This window comes from Microcoleus sp. D3_18_C4 (assembly GCF_036702355.1).
Classification (GTDB): domain Bacteria; phylum Cyanobacteriota; class Cyanobacteriia; order Cyanobacteriales; family Microcoleaceae; genus Microcoleus.
Genome location: NZ_JAUBTF010000003.1, coordinates 113,134 through 128,186, shown reverse-complemented (window position 1 = coordinate 128,186; position 15,053 = coordinate 113,134). Strand labels below are relative to the sequence as shown.

Genomic DNA, 15,053 nt, shown 5'->3' with positions numbered 1-15,053 from the left:
ATTGTTAGGAGAGGTGCATTAACTCCAGCCTGGGATCGCATCACAGTCTATAGCCGATCTACATCACATAAAGTTATCTAAAATTGCCGGACAATAAGAAATATACATTGAGTTGACTGCAGATGACAACCAAAGCTTATATTCCTGAATATAAAATTTCCGAACTTTACTTGAATATTTGGAAATCCGGTAAGATCGATCGGGATCAGTTCCAGGAAATTCAATACGCAATTAATTCTCACAGTTTAAAAAGTTCAGAGGATCGAAAAATTGTCAGCAGGCTGCTGTATGCAGTACGGCGGGGATGGGTGTCAGTGATGGACTGAGTTGCTTGGGAGTTTTGAGTCAGGGCGCGAGATTGCTTCGTGACTCCCCGGGCGTAGCTGCGTCAATGAGTTTTGAGATTACCACCCACGGAGCACAACACACACGGGGTGCATGAGTGGTGATACCAATTTACTATCAAGCTGCATTTAATATAACGCTAAGGATATAGTTCCAACCAAAAAGACATCAGCCTCATTTAGTGTATCTTGATAGTGAATTGGTATGAGCTAAAATCTCATCCATAAAAGTAGACGAATCCCCAATAGATGCACCGCTCTTAAAAGGAAATATTAAGGTAAAAGGATAGGGTATGTTTAATTCTACAGAACTGCTGATCGAGGCTTTCATCGAACAACTTCAGAACGGGTACAGCCGCACTTACGGAGGCTACAAATCAGATTATGCTGACATTATTGCCTGGGTGGGGGCAATGGCGTTAGAAAACATCGCCAACAGCGATGCTCTTTATCACAATGTAGAACACGCCATTTGCATTAGCTTAGTCGGTCAAGAAATCTTGCGGGGAAAACACATTCGCAAGGGCGGAGTTTCCTGCGAAGATTGGCTGCACTTCATTATTTCTTTGCTGTGCCAAGACATCGGATATGTCAAAGGAGTTTGCCGGCAAGACCAAGAATCAGAAGGATTGTATGCTACGGGAAAAGATGGCATGAGAATTGCACTTGCTCCCGGTGCAACAGCGGCTAGCTTAGCTCCTTACCGAGTTGACAGAGCTAAATTGTTTATTGACGAGCGCTTCGGCAACCATAAGCTAATTAATGCTGAGATAATTAAGCAGAACATAGAACAGACTCGTTTCTCGGTCCTTGACGGCAACACTGACGAGGAGGCAGTTAATTACTCTAGTTTAGTTCGCGGTGCTGACTTGATAGGTCAGCTCAGCAACCCGCAATATTTGCAGAAAATTGGCGCGCTCTTTTACGAGTTGGAAGAAAGCGGTGCTACTAAAGTTTTGGGCTATCGACATCCGGGCGACTTGCTGCAAAGCTACTCTAAGTTTTACTGGAGCGGCATTTATCCTCACATCAGTGAATCTCTCGGTTACTTGCAGTTGACCCAGGAAGGCAAACAGATTGTTGCTAGTTTGTACGCTAACATATTTCGGATGGAACACCAACGTTGCGATTCTTCTGAGGTTGCTTGATTGCAAAAGTGAATTCAGCAGTCAGCAGTCAGTTGTCAATGATCATGGGTTATTTGTAGGTCCTAATAACTAACAGCTCATAACGAATAAAAAAGCACAAATTACCAATTATCACCAATTCCATATTACCTAAGTGTATTTCATCCAAATCAACTAATTTCCTCCTCCATTTGCGAATGATATCTGGGACACAACCAATTGCTGGGTACCAAAGAAGGCCATCCCTCCCGTAGCGCTTCCAAACAAACAGCTCGCACAGTTAATTGACAGTCAAGCAGTTCAACCCCAGCTTTTTCAACTTGCTTTTTGCCAATTTTTAAAATTGATTCATCGCTAAATTCAAAGGTTTTGTGACACTGAATGCAAACCAGATGATGGTGGTGGTGCAATTCGGGAAAATTCAGTTCGTAATGTTTGTGTCCTTCTGCTAATTCTAGTTCACGCAAAATTCCTATCCTTGCTAATAAATGCAGCGTTCGGTAGACAGTAGACAAGCCTATTCGTTCTCCTTGATTCTGCAAAGTCCTGTATAATTCTTCCGCACTTAAATGATTACCCTGCGGTAGATTTTGAAAGACACTCAAAATAGTTTCTCGCTGGGGAGTCAGGCGGCAGCCTCTTTGGTTGAGTTCGACTTTGAGTGAGTTAGCACTGTATAAATTCATGTCGGAAAAAATAAAAAAGTTGAACGAGGATGGTCATGGATTATCTGTTATTTATTCGTGCTATTTTTTAGATGCTTCTAAAGTATATTTTCCGTGATAATCCATATAACTCTAGACTCCCCCTTTAGTCCAGGGTAATCTGCTAGCCACCTATCCCCTTTGCTAAAAGTGGAACTGAAAAAGTTGTTTTCGGTATTTCTGCGTAATTTTTGTGAAGTTTATAGCAATGTTGCGGATAAGCATTGATAAAACAAGTCTTAGGTTCAAAGTCAGTGCAACCGCTCGCATCTTCAGCACAAGCAACGCACGGGCGCACTGTAAATGTGAGGCGGTAGTCGTTAGTAAAAAAATTCCAATCACAAGGAATTGGATACAAGCGCTTGATTTGATGCACTCCTTCTGGCAATGTTATGGACAGACTCCACAAAAATAATCAAAGTGGCAATACATAAATATTAGAAAAAGACAGTCATAAACCACCGAGATACATAGCTTTAGCCCCCAACAAGAAGGTAGCGACACCCAGCAAAAGTAGGTGGATGCCCAAGATGGTGGTCACTTTGTGTGCGTCTTCCCATGTGTAGCCAAAGAAAGAAGTTCTTGCTTCGAGGGTGGCTGGCCCTTTGAGGGAGTGAAAGATGCCGCCGAAGCCGAGAAAGGCTGAGCTGATTAGGTGAATCGCCCTAACGGCGAAGTACGGATCAGTCTCGACAATTTTGCCTCCCGCACCCCCGCCCAAGCCGAGTCTGGCTAGGTTTGGCAACAGGATTAAGCCTTGTTCGTACATGGGCAATTCTGAGTTAAAGCGAGAAAGCTCTAATAGGGTATAGGCTCCCGCCCAGAAGACGATGAGGCCGGCGTGGGCGACGTGGATACCGAGCAAACGGCCGGAAAGGTTGATTAAGCGGGCGTTGCCGACCCACCAGGGAAATGATTTTCCTTCGGTTGGGAAGGATTTTTTTGCCATGCTGGTCACGGCGATTTACCTCTTGAGAAAGATGTCAGTGGAGTTTTAAGCGATCGCAGATTATTGATATAGATAATCAACAATTTTAGTAGTTTAGTCAAGGGGTATTTGAGAAAAATTTTCACTGATTTGAGTTCAGGTATGTAAATCAGTAGGAAAAAACATCGTTATATCACGATTATGACTGTTTTTGGCGCTTGAGCGGAGTTTGGCTTCTCCTTAGCCAAAATAGCAGCTAAAGGAATACCTCTAAATTTATTGATAAATAATATTATTAAAGAGTACTATGGCTAGAGTATTGTTTAAGTAGGTATCCAATCCTCTCGGAAAAGACAAGGTGGAAAAAGAAATCCGGTACTTTCCTATGGACAAGCTTCTCTAAAAGTACGGTTAGAGGCAGGGCGGTTTCATTCTCACGAAAATCGCGATTTTGTAGGGGTAGTGCCCCCGTGCCTACCCCCCCCACAGGCGATTTCACAGTTTCAGACATGGGGGCAGCCACGGGGGGCAGCCCCTACAAGAGAATGAAACCGCGCGGTTAGAGGGGGGTGTGGGATTGTTTTTTCCGAATGAAGAGAGTTAATGCCTACTTGTTGACATATTCATCTCAAACTCCAAACAACTAAGCCTGAGAGCAAATGCTCTCAGGCTTTTCTAGCGGAACTTTTAACTGCTTGTTGCATCTGGCGTGCTAGCTCAAGCAGAGGATTTTGTTTGTTCAGCTACTTGCTCGTTGTTGGGTAACTCCAGGCAATAACCAGCCCCGTATACGGTTTTGATGTACCGAGGATGGCGGGGATCGGGTTCCATCTTGGTTCTCAGGTGTCTGATGTGTACACGAATAGTTTCGATGTCGTCGTCGGGGTCGTAACCCCACACTTCTTTGAGAATTTCGCTAGGAGAGACTGTCTGACCGTGGCGCTGAAGCAAGCAGTGCAGCAGCTCAAACTCTAGGTGGGTCAGTTTGACTGTCTGAGCGTACCAAACAGCTTCAAACCTTTCGGGGACAAGGGTCAGCGGGCCGTAATTCAGGATTTCGGAGTGTTTGGCCGCTTGGGGGATGCGGTCTGTGCGTCTTAGTAGAGCTCGCACTCGGGCTAGCATCTCTTCTAGTTCAAAGGGTTTGGTCAGGTAGTCGTCGGCGCCGGAGTTGAAGCCTTCTACTTTGTCTTGAGTTTGACTTAAGGCTGTCAACATCAAGACGGGAATGTCTGAGGTGCGCTCGTCACGCCGCAAACGCTGACATACGGTGAATCCGTCTACTCTAGGCAGCATGAGGTCTAGCATGATCAGGTCGGGGAGCAGTTGTATGGCTAGTGCCTGACCTTTGATGCCGTCTTCTGCCTGGGTGACTTCGTAGCCAGCCATTTCTAGGTTGACTGCTACGAGTTCGGCGATCGCCGCGTCATCATCAATAACAAGTATCCGAGGCATCATTATTTATCTCACCGCTAACCGAATGGCAGATCCTACAGCCTTCTGGGGGTTCCAGGTAACTTTAACGAACAATTTTTTAATTTTAAGCTTCATTAAGGATTATAAGGTTGATTAAGAACTTTCGGAACTCTGTAAATATTCTTGTACTAATTATAAGCCCTAAGAGCGCTTATCAGAAAACTGTTTACCAAAAATCTTGCTGGGGACAGATTTTTGGTCGGAAAGAACAGCCTTAACTTTTGCAGGGTGCGCCTGGGGCTTCACAGGATCGCCCTAACGGTAGTCCGCGTTTTGCATAACCCTGTTAACCGTTAACTGTAATTTTTTTAAGTTAGTTAATTTTGCTGATAAAGTTTTTGTGTTTTTTGATCGGTAGGGCTTGCTTTTTTGGGTTATTGACGGTATTATCAAATAATATTATTATGACTATTTATAAAATAAATAAACAATGTTGGCATCATTTAATGATATCATATAAAAGTCAAATAATAAATCCCGCAAACTGAAAGTTTTTGGTCAATTTTTTGCGTGTGGGGCTAATTTCTTTATCGCCCTGGAATCAGCAAAACAACCGATAAAAACAGGTTGCATACCTACTGAGGGCGAGTTTCCGATCGAGCTGGCTGAGTATTTTTGTTGGGAACAGTCGCCTTAGCGCCTAATTTTTGGAAATAAAGACCGCCGATGGTGGCTAAGAATATTGTGTAAGCGGCTGCTTGGACGAGATAAAGTCGATCTCTGTATCCAAACAGTGCTTTGAGAAGCACTCCTGGAAATTGTCGATCGGGCAAAATTTCCGCTGCATTCCACACCATAGGCCCTAAAATACAAGAGTGGAGTGGTGCGAGGCGATCGTAATAAACACAAATTGCTGAATATTTGCTATTCATCTGCGACAAAATCCCAGCGGCTTGGTCAAAATGTTTGAGTGCAGATACTGCCAAACCTGCTACGATTAACAGCAACAAAATCCCCATAAACTTGAAAAACAGGCGGATATCAATTTTGACACCCCACTTGAACAGTAGCGCGCCAAGGATTGCGGCCCCAGTCAAACCGCCCAAAGCACCCAAAGCAGGAGTTAAACCTTGTTGAAATTGAGCGCTGACAAATATAACTGTTTCAAAACCTTCGCGCAGTACCGCAATAAAAATTAAGCCAAATACGCCCCAGCCGGCCTTGCTATTTTCTGTTAAAGCTGCTGTAACTGCTCCTTCAACTTCTGCTTTGAGAAAGCGAGCTTGCTGAGTCATCCAAATTAGCATCCAGCTTAGCATTGCGATCGCCACCATGCCCAACACGCCCTCTAATAGCTGTTTAATGACTGGTGCGTAAGGCTGCTCTGAGGTTGATAGTGCTGCGAGCAATCCATTGAAGATAATACCCACAATACCGCTAGCACCAATGCCGGCTGCGACACCTGCATAAACCCAAGAATTGAGGTGACTTTGCTCGGCTTTTTTGAGGCAAGCTAGTACAATTCCGACAACTAAGGTGGCTTCTACGCCTTCGCGCAGGGTAATTATAAAAGTGGGTATGGCTTCACTAAAATTCATTTTTTATAATCATGGGGCATGGGCATGGGGTATTGGTCATTGGTGAGTGGAAATAACCAATAACCAATAACCAATAACAACTAACTAATGATTAAATCAACTATAATCCCGCAGCATTTTTTTCAATTCTACTTGGTGCAATTCTTCTTGCCCAATCAAATTGCGGGCATATTCTTCCAAATAAACGCTGGAGTCGGTCACAACTTCAAGTAAAGATTTATACTTTTTGAGCGCTTTTTTCTCGTGATTTAAACTTTCTTCTAACAAGTCTTTCACCGAGTGTTTGTAGGTTTCTTCGATGGGAGCAATTTTCTGACTAGGATGCCCCTCTAAACCGGTGAGAATTTCTCCTGCTTGTTGGGCGTGGATTAGAGATTCTGTGGCTTGTGCTTTAAAAAACTGCACGATGGGAATCCGGTTTGGCCCTGTCACCATTAGTGAATAGTGGGTATAGCGCACGACACCTGCAAGTTCCCATTCCATGATGGTGCATAGCAGTTCCTGGGTTTTTTTCTCGTCAAGTTCTTTCATTTGTTGTTTTAGAAGTAGCAGACCCTAGAGGGCGCTGTTTATAATATCACATTTAAGTTAAAAATGAAAAGTAAGGTGCTGATGGCGCACCTTACCGGAGAGATGTTGTATGTGAGTTAGGGGTTAACTTCTAAGGTTCCAGTAGGAGCAAACACTACAGTAAACTTAGCAACTGGTGCTGCACTGTTACGGCTGCTAGTTTCGGAAGATTTCAGCAGATTTGGCAAAGGAGTTTCTTGGCTGTAATCCTTGGCTGGTTGATTGAGTGGCTCGAAATTGCCGATCGCCCCATCTTGACTTGTAGTGACTCGATACACTAGATTTTGATTGAATGTAGGGCTAGTTTGCCAACTTCGATCGATGCGATCGTAGACTTTGAGAGCTAACTCATCTAGTTTGACGCGATCCGTAATTTCTGCTGTGTGATTTGTTCCATCCACCGCCTGAACTTCCTGCTGGCCTGCTGATACAGGTACAGCTTGGACAGTCTTATCTGTAGGGCTACTCGCCATAGCCGTTTCAGTAGACGTATTAGTGAAAGGTACAACCTCTGGAGACTTGTCAGGCAGCTTTTTTTGGCTGTCAAGAGCTAAATAGGAATTATTAGCAGCCGGAAGCGCACTGCTACTGGCAATAGCTGGTTGGGCCAGCCCCTTAGCAACAGCATTAGCGGGATTTTGCCCCTCAATTGTCAAAGACTTGACGTGAAAACCGCGAAACTTTTCTTTTTGGCTAACACGCCACATTGCGATGGGAAAAGTCATAAAGAAAAGAGTTAAAACTCCGACGCTAACCCAAACTATTTTGTGCATCTCCCTGGCTGGGATCGGCTTATTTTTTGTCTCCATCATCAAACCTCACATTACTTAAGTTAACGGTAAATAGGGAAATAGAGGATGCCAGCACATAGCTGTGGCAGCAACCAACAAAGCAAACATCCAGAAAAATATGGTGCGGCTTTTAATGTTCTTATTCTTCCAGAGAGTATGGAGAATTGGCCAACTAATCAGCCAACCCACCAGCAACATAGTTTCTTTGCCAGTGTAACTGCCGATATTTCCCCACAATTCGCTATCCGTCTTGCTTCCGGGAATCCAAGTGCCGAGATTCCAAACAATTTTTTCTGTGGCTTTCGATGTGTCTGACAAGTGGTGAGTCACCATCATTGTAAAACAACCAATTGCTGCACTAATTACTGCGGCTGCGGCAGGCCCGGAAACACTAGGTGCTGTTTCTGCTCCTTCGGCTAAACCGCTGGGAAAGTGTTTTAATTGGCTCCAAAATTTCCCGTATACAGGTTCATTACCCGCATTATTTTGGCGGGATAATTGTCTAGTCATTGTAAAAATATCCTAATTTTGGTAATAGGTAATTAGCCGTTGCTAATGCTAAAGTCAACTAACTGTTAATTACAAAGCGTGGATTTTAGCCACACCAAGCCCGCTCACCATGCCGCCCATTGCGAAAAACATGATTGCCATCAAAGCCACGCAGGTAGCTGTTAAAACTGGGCGATTTTGCTTTTCTAAAATCGAGTTGCCATAGTTCCACAAAATCCACGCACAAGCTACTGTTAAAGGCAATGTAAACAGCACGCTAAATTCGTGATATTCCATCAAAACGTACTGCGCTAGAGGAGAGTTTTCTTTCAGCGCTGCTCTCGCTCCGCCGAAATCTATGCCTGCTCGATACCGCATATAAGCCCAATTGCCAGTAGCAATGGCCAAAAAACTCAAAAGAGTTGACCAAAAGGCTAATGTACGCATTTGTGGCAAGATTTTAGGGACACCCCGCAACAATGGAAATGCTAGATGTCCTGTATAAACCATTACCACTAATGCCAACATTGCACCCATGCCGTGAATGGTTCCCATCCACCGCTGCCAAGGGCTCGGATGCAGTAGGTTAACTAAAGGTAAAAACAGAAATAAACCAGCGGATAAAAAGCTAAGTCCGTAGACAGACACTTGAGCGATATCTAACTGTTTGGGAAATTCAGATGGAACTAAATCGGTACTTGAGTCTTGGGTTGAGTCCTGCACCACTGGCAAACATCCTGTAGGTTGTGCGGAAAATTACTTGAGAATAAGCGCATTAGTATTTTGAGTTTCTTGATAATGCAGCTCCTGCGGGGAAAGCCGATCGCACATTGGCGCGATCGACTACCGCAAACATACTGCTAACTATATTAAGTCGCAATAATTCGCACTTCTTAGTTTCTATAACACGCAATACTTTGGCTTTGACTAGCTATCTGCTAATTTCACTGCTGCGGTCGTCAAAATTTAATGCTATTTATTCTCAATAATTGACAATAAAGCCAATGAGAGATTTTCAGTAAATTCTTTAGATTTTTTTAATATTATTGTTTGAGGGTGACGGTGAATACAATTTTGCAGTTGAATCTGTAAACAAATATTGATAATTCTTATTAAAAAGCTTCTATTTAGGCGTGCTAGGTAAAATATCCGAATAATTCTTCAGGATTATTTAATCTAAAATTTCTCATCCTCAAAATTCAGCCTTTGAGGCGGTAATCTATATCCCATAAGCGATTGCCCGCCACCAATCCCCCGATCGCTCGATCGCACCAATACCCCCAGAGGGGGTTTTAAATTTTTGTAAAAAATAGTTGACTAAAGACTTGGAAGTTCTCTCGTTTGGGATAGATCGATGCACATACCTGATGGTTTCCTTTCACCGCCAGTAGCTGTTGCCACCGGCATAGCAAGCGCAGCAGTAATTGCTGTTGCCCTGAATCGAACCCGCGCCAGTCTTGGACTTCGACAAGCCCCAATCATGGGCTTAACTACAGCTTTCGTATTTGCGGCTCAGATGATTAACTTTCCCGTAGCAGGTGGCACCAGCGGCCACTTATTAGGAGGAGCGCTAGCTTCCGTGGTTTTGGGGAACCCTTGGGCGGCAACTTTAGCGATGAGCACAGTTTTTATAATTCAGAGCGTCTTGTTTGCCGACGGGGGCATCACCGCCCTGGGAGCCAATATTTTTAACATGGGGCTAGTTGGCATTTGGGTGGGCTGGTGGCTGTTGCAGCCATTGCAGCAACTCTTGGGAGGTTCCAGAAATCGTTTGCCGCTAGCTGCAGGGATTGCAGCCGCCCTTAGCGTCGTGGCTGCTTCGATTTCTGTGGCGATCCAATTGGCAATTTCTGGAACAGTAGGACTCAATATCGCATTGCCAGCAATGGTAGGGGTGCATATTTTAATTGGGATTGGCGAAGGGGTAATTACAGGCGGCGTTTTAACTTATCTCGTCAAAGTGCGGCCGGATTTATTGCCGGGACAACAGCCACAATTGCAGAAATGGGTAGTGCCAGTAATCGGAGTTTTATTAATTTCCGGGGTGCTTTCACTGTTTGCTTCAAGTTGGCCTGACGGGTTAGAAGCGGTAGCCGAAAAATACGGCTTTAAAGATCAAGAAGCTGTGGCGATCGAAAATCCCACTCCTTTAGCAGATTACACGGTTAAAGGATTAGAAGAACAGCCTATTGGTACTAGCATTGCTGGACTTTTAGGATCTGCCTTCAGCTTCGGCGCGGCTTTTGGGATTGCTCAGTTGGTGGTAAAACCTAAAGATGTCTAAACTCTCCATACCTTTTCGATTGCGAGTGTCTCTCACAATTGTGATTGGCATGGGTTTTCTGAAGACAGGCGCTTGGCTGTGGCTGGGAATTTATGGGGCGATCGCACTTTTGTGGTCATTTCGGCTCAGGGCTCCGGTACGAACCCTAGCGCAACTGTTAGGAGCAGAATTGGTTTTTCTCTCCTTATTAGTGCTGCCCCAAGGTTGGGAACGCGCCAGTTTTCTGTTGCTGCGTTCCCTAATTTGCCTGCTAATTATGAACAGCTTCCTGCTAACTTTGCCACCCCACAGTTTCGGAATCGCCCTCAAAGGATTACCCCTACCAGCAGGTTTGCAAGAGATTGTACTTTTAACAGGACAATACTTAGAAATCCTGCTGGCCGAAGTCAACCGCATGAAAATATCTGCCCAACTCCGGGGCTTGTCCGGTACCGGAGGATGGCTGCGTTACGCCAGTGCTTCCATGATCGGAGCGCTTTATTTGCGAAGTCTCGATCGGGCAGAAAGAGTACACGCAGCCATGCTAATTCGCGGGTATCAAGGAGCTTTACCTGCTGACTCAAAATCAACACCAAAAGAGCGACTCTGGCTGACAGTAGCAATTTTAATGGCAGCAGGATTAACAATAGCTTCTTATGGTAACTGGTAATTTAGAAGGGGCAATTGGTAATTTGTAATTGATTAATTCATGCCTCTACCTTTTGCCTTCTCCCTTCCCCTCTCTGCGCCCTCTGTGCTCTCTGCGGTTAAATACTCTTAATCCTAAAATCGAGGAAAATAAAAATTGACTATACTCAAATCCGTGCCAACAATCGAAGTAGAAAACTTAGTATTCGGATATCACGATCAAAAGCCAATATTGCGGGGAATTTCTTTTACTTTGCAACCGGGAGAAAGAGTTGCCCTACTCGGCCTGACAGGTGCTGGTAAAAGCACTTTGCTCGAAAACTTGATCGGCTTAAAAGTGCCTCAATCCGGTGAGATTAGAGTGCAGGGAAAAAAGTTGGAACCGAAGACTTTATCGCAGGCACGCAGGCAGATTGGATTTTGCTTTCAAGATGCTAACGACCAGCTATTTATGCCCACTATTTTAGAGGATGTCATGTTCGGGCCGCGCAATTACGGAGTGCCGCCGGGAGTTGCGCGCGATCGAGCTTTAGCGCTATTACACGAATTTGGTTTAGTAGAATTTGCCAACCGTTCTGCCCACGAACTTTCGGGAGGTCAAAGAAGGTTAGCAGCCTTGGCAGCAATTTTAGCATTAGAGCCGGCAATTTTAATCTTAGATGAGCCGACTAATGGACTAGATCCCTCGTGGCGGCGTCACTTGGCGTCAGTTTTGTCCCAATTGCCGATCGAGGTAATTTTGATCGCTTCTCACAATTTGAATTGGATCGGGAAAACAACTCAAAGGGCTTTAGTTTTGGCGGATGGCGAGATTAAAATTGACAGAAAAACCCAAGATTTGCTGGCAGACAAATCCACTCTCGAATATTACAATTTGCCGCCAGATTGGTAATTAACCATTGTTTATTAGTCATTACATAAAGTAGTCATAACTAACCACAAGCGATATGTCTCATGGAAAGTGGGTTGTTTGGGGCAACGGCGTTCTAGTAAACTTTAGAGTTGATCGGGAAAGAATTTCCCACTATTACTGGGTTTGCAGGCAAAAATCATGAAGGTAGCCGTATTCAGCACCAAATCTTACGATCGCACATTTCTGGAAGCAGCGAATGTCGGCGACAAACACGATTTAGTTTTTTTTGAACCGCGTCTGAACCTGGAAACCAGCGTTTTGGCTGCTGGATTTCCGGCAGTCTGCGCGTTCGTAAACGACTCCTTGGACGCGAAAACGCTGCTTAGCATTGCCGAAAAAGGCGTTCGCTTGCTGGCCCTGAGATCCGCCGGATTCAATCACGTCGATTTAGCAGCAGCGAAGGATTTAAATCTAACTCTCCTCCGAGTTCCGGCTTATTCTCCCTACGCAGTGGCCGAACACGCAGTCGCTCTGATTTTGTCCCTCAACCGCAGAATCCATCGGGCCTACAACCGCGTCCGCGAAGGCAATTTCGCCCTAGACGGCTTGTTGGGTTTTGATCTCCACGGCAAAACGGTGGGAATCGTCGGAACAGGCAGAATTGGCGCAATTACTGCCCAAATTCTGCACGGATTCGGGTGTCACCTGCTGGGATACGATGTTTACCAAAACCCGGATTGCCTCGCCCTAGGCATGGAATACGTCGCACTCCCCGAACTGTTCGCCACCTCTGATATTGTCAGCCTCCACTGTCCGCTGATACCGGAAACTTACCATTTAATCGGTGCAGAGGCGATCAAGCAAATGAAACCGGGGATGATGCTGATCAATACCAGCCGCGGTCAGTTGATTGACACTAAAGCTGTTACCAAAGGACTGAAGTCTGGTATAATTGGCTACCTCGGTTTAGATGTTTACGAACAAGAGACGGATCTGTTTTTTGAGGATTTGTCAAATCACGTCATTCAAGACGACGTATTTCAGCGTTTGCTGACTTTCCCCAACGTCCTGATTACCGGACACCAAGCTTTTTTCACCGAGGAAGCTTTGAAAAATATCGCCGAAACCACGATCGGCAATATCACCGATTTTGAACAAGGACGCCCTTGCCCGAATCAAATTGACCTCGATCAAGTGAAAAAATGAGTCAAAAGACCGATTTAGCAACGAGGGGAATTGTTTACAATCAAGTCTTATCCTTATTTTTGCTTGCAATTTGTGAAGCTCTGCCTTAGTCTCATCAATTAGTCCCTGCAGCGCGAATGCTGTGCTAATTGCCGGAGAATTATACTGGCAGCAATTCACAGCCTGCAATTTTACCTGACAACGGAGGAAGTATCCAATGACACAAGCTAACTTTTCGGACGAGACACAAACAGTTACTGAAGTCGTCACAGTAGACCTGGTGGAGGACAAACCGGGGGTAATGACTACAGTGACAACCACGGAAACAACGGCGAGCCAGTTCCAAGATATTAAAGACCAAGTTATTACAATTTTGTCGGAACTCCCAGCCTATCTCTCTAATTTTTTTGCTGACTACCAAAAGCCCCTCATAACTGTTGGTTTAATTCTGGCAGGCGGTATTAGTATTAAGGTAATGCTGGGAGTTTTAGGTGCTCTTAATGATGTCCCTTTGGTAGCTCCAATTTTTGAGTTGATTGGCATGGGATATACGGGTTGGTTTGTTTACCGGTATCTGCTCAAGGCTTCTAATCGCCAAGAGTTGTTAACGGAAATTGATTCTTTAAAAGAACAAGTTGTAGGGAAAGATTCTTAGAGGAAGTCATTAGTCATTAGTTAGTGGTTATTTGTTATTTGTGAGGCTATACCAATAACCGATAACAAGTAACCAGCAACCAATGCCCAATGCCCAATGCCCAATGTCCAATCTTAATTTGGATGGCAAACTTGTTGCAAAGTGGCGGTAAATTCGGGGTAGGAAATGGCAGCAGCTTCTGCCCGGTGAATGTTAGTAGTACCTGTGGCGTTGAGGGCTGCGATCGCCAAACTCATCGCTATTCTGTGGTCGGTGTAGCTGTCAACATCCGCACCGGTCAAAGGAGTTCCCCCGGTAATTTCTAAACCGTCGGGTAACTCGGAAATTTGGGCTCCCATGCGGTTGAGTTCGGCAGCAGTCACGGCCAGCCGATCGCTCTCTTTGACTCGCAACTCGGCCGCATCTCGAATTATTGTAGTACCCGACGCAAAGATCGCCGCTACTGCCAAAATCGGGATTTCGTCAATCAGTCGGGGAATTAAGTCGCCCGCAATGGTGCATCCCCGCAATTGGCCGGAACTGCGAACCAAAATATCCGCTACAGGTTCTCCGGCGGCCTCTCGCTGATTTTGCAGTTCAATATCGGCCCCCATCATTTCCAAAGCTTCCAAAATGCCTGTACGAGTTGGGTTGACGCCGACATTTTCGACTAGGAGTTCCGAACCCGGGACGATCGCCCCAGCAACTAGCCAAAATGCCGCCGAACTAATATCCCCCGGTACAATCACATTCTGCCCTTGCAGTTGTGTCGGCCCAGTAACTGTCACGCTACAAGTTTCTGGATCGACGCTCAATTGGGCTCCAAACGCTCGCAGCATCCGTTCGCTGTGATCCCGCGACAGAGCGGGTTCTGTGACTGTAGTTTCTCCCTCCGCCATCAAACCGGCGAGCAAAATGCAAGATTTAACTTGAGCCGAGGCGATCGGAGAATGGTAGTGAATCGGTTTTAACTGCTGTCCTAGTATCGCTAAGGGAGCTAAAGAATTGCTCTTTCGACCCCAAATTTGCGCTCCCATAAGTTGCAGCGGTTTAATGACGCGCGACATGGGGCGCGATCGCAGAGAACTGTCACCCGTTAGCGCAAAAAAACGCCCCGGATGAGACGCTAAAATTCCCAACATTAGCCGCATCGTTGTGCCGGAATTGCCAGCGTCCAAGACTTCTACAGGCTCCTCTAACTCGCCAATTCCGACGCCCGTGACTGTCACCCGTTCCGCGTTGAGTTCAGAAACTTTGGCCCCCAGGAGCGAGAAACATTTAGCCGTGCTGCGGGGGTCTTCCCCTAGGAGTAGTCCCTCAATAGTAGTTTCACCTTGGGCGATCGCACCCAACATCAAAGCTCGGTGAGAAATCGACTTATCGCCCGGAACTCGAATCCTGCCCACCAGTGACAAGCCCGAGGCCGGTTTTTTAATGCTTAAAGTTTGGCTTTTGTCAAGAAGCGTAGTAGTGATAATGTCAGCTTGCATTGAGATAAACTAG

Annotated in this window: 15 protein-coding genes and 1 pseudogene; 7 read left to right on the top strand and 9 right to left on the bottom strand. The window is 45.4% G+C overall.

Annotation, left to right across the window (positions count from 1 at the left end; translation table 11 throughout):
* Positions 1-122 precede the first annotated feature (122 nt).
* Both QUA90_RS02320 and QUA90_RS02315 read left to right on the top strand, forming a co-directional pair.
* Entirely contained in the window at positions 123-326 is a 204-nt protein-coding gene (locus tag QUA90_RS02320) for a hypothetical protein (protein ID WP_333081254.1), read from the top strand.
* A gap of 311 nt (positions 327-637) precedes the next feature.
* Positions 638-1,492, top strand: a complete 855-nt coding sequence (locus tag QUA90_RS02315; protein WP_333327792.1) for an Npun_R2479 family HD domain-containing metalloprotein — start codon at positions 638-640, stop codon at positions 1,490-1,492.
* A gap of 149 nt (positions 1,493-1,641) precedes the next feature.
* On the opposite strand, the gene QUA90_RS02310 is transcribed toward QUA90_RS02315, so the two are convergent.
* From QUA90_RS02310 to QUA90_RS02275, 8 genes and pseudogenes are all read right to left on the bottom strand, one after another.
* The gene (locus QUA90_RS02310; protein WP_333443693.1) at positions 1,642-2,157 is read right to left on the bottom strand and encodes a transcriptional repressor; all 516 of its coding nucleotides are present in this window, start codon (positions 2,155-2,157) and stop codon (positions 1,642-1,644) included.
* 472 nt (positions 2,158-2,629) lie between these two features.
* Positions 2,630-3,124 (bottom strand): annotated as a pseudogene (locus tag QUA90_RS02305) (chlorophyll a/b binding light-harvesting protein); the annotation flags it as partial.
* 696 nt (positions 3,125-3,820) lie between these two features.
* Complete coding sequence (locus tag QUA90_RS02300; protein ID WP_333081299.1) at positions 3,821-4,558, bottom strand: response regulator transcription factor; 738 nt, start codon at positions 4,556-4,558, stop codon at positions 3,821-3,823.
* A gap of 596 nt (positions 4,559-5,154) precedes the next feature.
* Positions 5,155-6,117, bottom strand: coding sequence for an FTR1 family protein (locus tag QUA90_RS02295; protein WP_333443691.1), 963 nt, complete (start codon positions 6,115-6,117; stop codon positions 5,155-5,157).
* Positions 6,118-6,213: 96 nt separating this feature from the next.
* Positions 6,214-6,648 carry a ferritin-like domain-containing protein gene (locus QUA90_RS02290; protein WP_333075906.1) on the bottom strand — a complete coding sequence of 145 codons (435 nt, stop codon included), beginning with the start codon at positions 6,646-6,648 and terminating at the stop codon, positions 6,214-6,216.
* A 116-nt stretch (positions 6,649-6,764) separates the two neighbouring features.
* Entirely contained in the window at positions 6,765-7,499 is a 735-nt protein-coding gene (locus QUA90_RS02285; RefSeq protein ID WP_333327784.1) for a hypothetical protein, read from the bottom strand.
* Between the two features lie 15 nt (positions 7,500-7,514).
* Positions 7,515-7,988, bottom strand: a complete 474-nt coding sequence (locus QUA90_RS02280) for a hypothetical protein (protein ID WP_333388840.1) — start codon at positions 7,986-7,988, stop codon at positions 7,515-7,517.
* A 69-nt stretch (positions 7,989-8,057) separates the two neighbouring features.
* Complete coding sequence (locus QUA90_RS02275) at positions 8,058-8,693, bottom strand: hypothetical protein (protein WP_333443689.1); 636 nt, start codon at positions 8,691-8,693, stop codon at positions 8,058-8,060.
* Positions 8,694-9,321: 628 nt separating this feature from the next.
* On the opposite strand from QUA90_RS02275, the gene QUA90_RS02270 reads away from it, so the two are divergent.
* The 5 genes from QUA90_RS02270 (at position 9,322) to QUA90_RS02250 (ending at position 13,571) form a co-directional block, all read left to right on the top strand.
* A complete protein-coding gene (locus tag QUA90_RS02270; RefSeq protein WP_333443687.1) occupies positions 9,322-10,251 on the top strand; it encodes an energy-coupling factor ABC transporter permease in 930 nt (309 codons plus the stop codon).
* Positions 10,244-10,900 (top strand): energy-coupling factor transporter transmembrane protein EcfT, encoded by a 657-nt coding sequence (locus QUA90_RS02265; protein ID WP_333388839.1) that lies wholly within the window; start codon positions 10,244-10,246, stop codon positions 10,898-10,900. Before QUA90_RS02270 ends, QUA90_RS02265 begins: the two co-directional genes overlap by 8 nt.
* Before the next feature lie 135 nt (positions 10,901-11,035).
* The gene (locus QUA90_RS02260) at positions 11,036-11,770 is read left to right on the top strand and encodes an ABC transporter ATP-binding protein (RefSeq protein WP_333327769.1); all 735 of its coding nucleotides are present in this window, start codon (positions 11,036-11,038) and stop codon (positions 11,768-11,770) included.
* A 159-nt stretch (positions 11,771-11,929) separates the two neighbouring features.
* Positions 11,930-12,937 carry a 2-hydroxyacid dehydrogenase gene (locus QUA90_RS02255; RefSeq protein ID WP_333327766.1) on the top strand — a complete coding sequence of 336 codons (1,008 nt, stop codon included), beginning with the start codon at positions 11,930-11,932 and terminating at the stop codon, positions 12,935-12,937.
* A gap of 196 nt (positions 12,938-13,133) precedes the next feature.
* On the top strand, positions 13,134-13,571 hold the full coding sequence (locus QUA90_RS02250; RefSeq protein ID WP_333230982.1) for a CAAD domain-containing protein: 438 nt from the start codon (positions 13,134-13,136) through the stop codon (positions 13,569-13,571).
* 113 nt (positions 13,572-13,684) lie between these two features.
* Here QUA90_RS02250 and aroA read toward each other — a convergent pair whose 3' ends face one another.
* Positions 13,685-15,040 carry a 3-phosphoshikimate 1-carboxyvinyltransferase gene (aroA, locus tag QUA90_RS02245; RefSeq protein WP_333443685.1) on the bottom strand — a complete coding sequence of 452 codons (1,356 nt, stop codon included), beginning with the start codon at positions 15,038-15,040 and terminating at the stop codon, positions 13,685-13,687.
* Between the last annotated feature and the right edge of the window lie 13 nt (positions 15,041-15,053).